1 protein-coding gene and 1 pseudogene are annotated in these 2,914 nt (G+C 49.6%); one reads left to right on the plus strand and one right to left on the minus strand.

Features of this window, described 5'->3' with window-relative positions; all coding sequences use genetic code 11:
* Positions 1 to 2,468: CHASE2 domain-containing protein (locus H6F50_RS05015; RefSeq protein WP_190426975.1), on the minus strand; the 2,468-nt coding region annotated here is incomplete at its 3' end.
* Positions 2,469 to 2,669: 201 nt separating this feature from the next.
* Between H6F50_RS05015 and H6F50_RS05020 the strand changes: the two are divergent.
* Positions 2,670 to 2,914, plus strand: a pseudogene (locus H6F50_RS05020) (shikimate dehydrogenase); the annotation flags it as partial.

Genomic DNA, 2,914 nt, shown 5'->3' on the forward strand with positions numbered 1-2,914 from the left:
ACTTCAATTTTGTAATTGCCAGCAGAAGGCAGCAATGCTTGCCACTGTGCGCCATCGGTAATCGTCCCGACCGTTTGCCCTTCCGGATCGATTACGGTGATATTGACGTTGCCTTCTACCGCTGCCACTGTCAATAGCTGCCCCTCAGTGGCGGAAAGAGAGAAAGAGTGGCACTGATTAGGTTCTAAGTTGCCACCCATCGTTGTTTGTGTAGAACCTGAGTGGAAGTTGACTTCCTGAGTGAATAGCGTATCTGCTGGGATTGACTCCTCTGGGGGGCAGTTATCTATCGGTGCTGAAAGCGTCTCTTGGGGAGTTTTAGGTTGCTCTTGTTTTCTTCTTTTTGGAGCCAGCCGACAGACGATCGTGGAGCCGCCGCTACCTAGCAAACCCAGCGCTGGTGCTGCGACAGGTACCCAACCTGCCTGCATAAAGAAATAGAAGCCGGTAACGAACAAAATGCCCAGCGTTGCAGTTCCAACCACAATCAATCGCAGGGGATGACGGATTCGCCAAGCTAAAAAGCCGCCAACGGCTGCCCATCCCACAATCCATAGCACCTCAACCCATTCCGACCAAGACCAAAACAAAGGTCGCTTGTCTAGAACAACGCTGAGGATTTGGCTGACGGTCTGTGCTTGCACCCTTACCCCAAACATCTTACGACTGCCCCCGTAGGGAGTATAAAAAACGTTATCAACTGTGGGTGAGGTGACACCGATCAGAACAATGCGATCTTTCACCCAATCGGGGTTAATCTGACCTTTCAAAACTTCAGTGAGCGTTACCTGCTGGGCGATATTATGAGCGGAGCGATAATCGAGCAGGATCTGGTAGCCGCCTGAATCTGCCTGCTGGTATCCTCCAAAATTGGCTTCTAGGGGTTTGAAGACAATTGAATTGAGCTGGAGATAATTTTTTGGGTGCGGTTGTGCCTCGATTCCCAGTTGTTCCAGGTAGCGCAGTGCCAGACGCGCACCGAGGGAGTAGGGGGTCTTACAGGCACCGACATCGGAAGTCGCAAACAAGAGACTGCGGCGAACGGCGTTATCGGGATCGATCACCAAATCGTCAAAGCTAAGGCGGTCTTCCGGGACAATTTTTGGCGGTGCAACTCCAGGATTATCGATATCGCTGATTTTGCAGACGGTAATGATGCGATCGCTCTTTTGTAATTGCCTGGATAATTCTGCATGACCAGGTTCCATCGGGATGTCGCGATAGATATCCAAACCGATGACTCGTGGTTGATGCCGTTCTAGTTGCGCTAACAGCTGATGCAGAGTCCGGTCGGATAGCGGATATCTGTTTTGAGCTTTGATATCTGCTTCGGTGATTTCGACGACTAGGAGGCGAGGATCTGGCCCTTCCATTGGGGATGAACGATCTAAGTCTCCCAATACCCGTGTCGCAAACCGTAACCGCACCATCTGATCGAAGGTTGCCAGTTCCAAGGACTGCAAACCTCCCAGTTGTCGTACACCCAGCAGCAAGCCGGTAGCAAGGATACTGGCGATCGCTAAACGGATCGGCGATGCCTTTTTCTCAAGGACACCCGCGCGATCGCTAATTTTTTCCCCGCTTTTGTCGGCAATATTTTCTGGAGCAAATTTTTCTGCAACGGGCGTATTTTCAGATAACGATACCTCTGTCAATGAAGCGATCGCTTGGCTGACTTCTGTAGCGGACTGGTAGCGATCGCGGAAGTGGTATCGTACCATCTTGTCTAAAATTGCTGCTAGGCGATCGCTGACCTTTACTTTATCCCGCCAAATAATCTCAGAGGTTTCAGGATCTTCTGGTAGCTGGTTCGGTCTTAACCCAGTCAGCAGTTGGATGGCAGTGATCCCCAAGGCATAGATATCGCTGCTGTATTTTGGCTTACCCGCTAGTTGTTCGCTCGGCACATAACCTTGAGTGCCAATTCCGACTGTAATGCTAGTCTGATCGGTTCCACTCGTCAACTGGGTGCGGATTTCCTTGACCGCGCCAAAGTCAATTAAAACTAATTTGCCGTCCTGTCGCCGCCGGATCAAATTGCTCGGCTTGATGTCGCGGTGGATGACTTGATAAGCGTGAACAAACTCCAGGATGCCCAGTACATCCTGCAAGAACTGAATAATTTCAGATTCGCTCAGTCGCGTACCTTGGTGCAATTCATCGCTCAGCGGCGAACCTTCAATGAACTCCTGCACCAGGTAAAATTGTTGGTCTTGTTCAAAGTAAGCTAGCAGATGAGGGATTTGTTGGTGGTGGCCCAGTTTTTCAAGCGTTTTTGCCTCGGTTTTGAACATCCGTCGAGCCACCTGCAAAAAAGCAGGATCTTGACGAGCAGGTTTGAGGTGCTTTACAACACACTTAGGGTTTCTCGGTCGCTGCGTATCCTCGGCAATGTAAGTTTGACTAAATCCTCCAGCTCCTAGGACTTTGACTACTTTATAGCGCCCTCCCAGTTGTGTTCCCAGCATGGTCGCTCAGTATGCATCAATCCTGATTTTGGCATACAACTCAGTTTTGCTGAGCTTGGTTATTTATCTGTTGTCAGTTGTCGCTCGTTAATGATTTTTCTCATCCCCGTGACAAGTCGCTCTTAATTGCTTGTCAACAAGATTTCCGATAGCCGTATGGTAGTAAGAAGCGATGCTTGTTACCAACTTTTCCAAATGCAGATGATTCAAGGTACAACCAAACTTTTAGGGGTGATTGGTCATCCCATCGGGCATTCCCTATCGCCGGTGATGCACAATGCGGCGATCGCTCATTTAGGATTAGATTGCGTTTATGTACCTTTGTCGGTCGCGCCGGAAGATTTAGAGAAAGCGATCGCCGGTTTTGCCGCAATGGATAATTTTGTGGGCTTTAGCGTTACCATTCCCCACAAACAGGCAATTATCCCCCTGCTATCAGAAGTATC

The organism is Coleofasciculus sp. FACHB-712 (assembly GCF_014695635.1).
Classification (GTDB): Bacteria; Cyanobacteriota; Cyanobacteriia; order Cyanobacteriales; family FACHB-T130; genus FACHB-T130.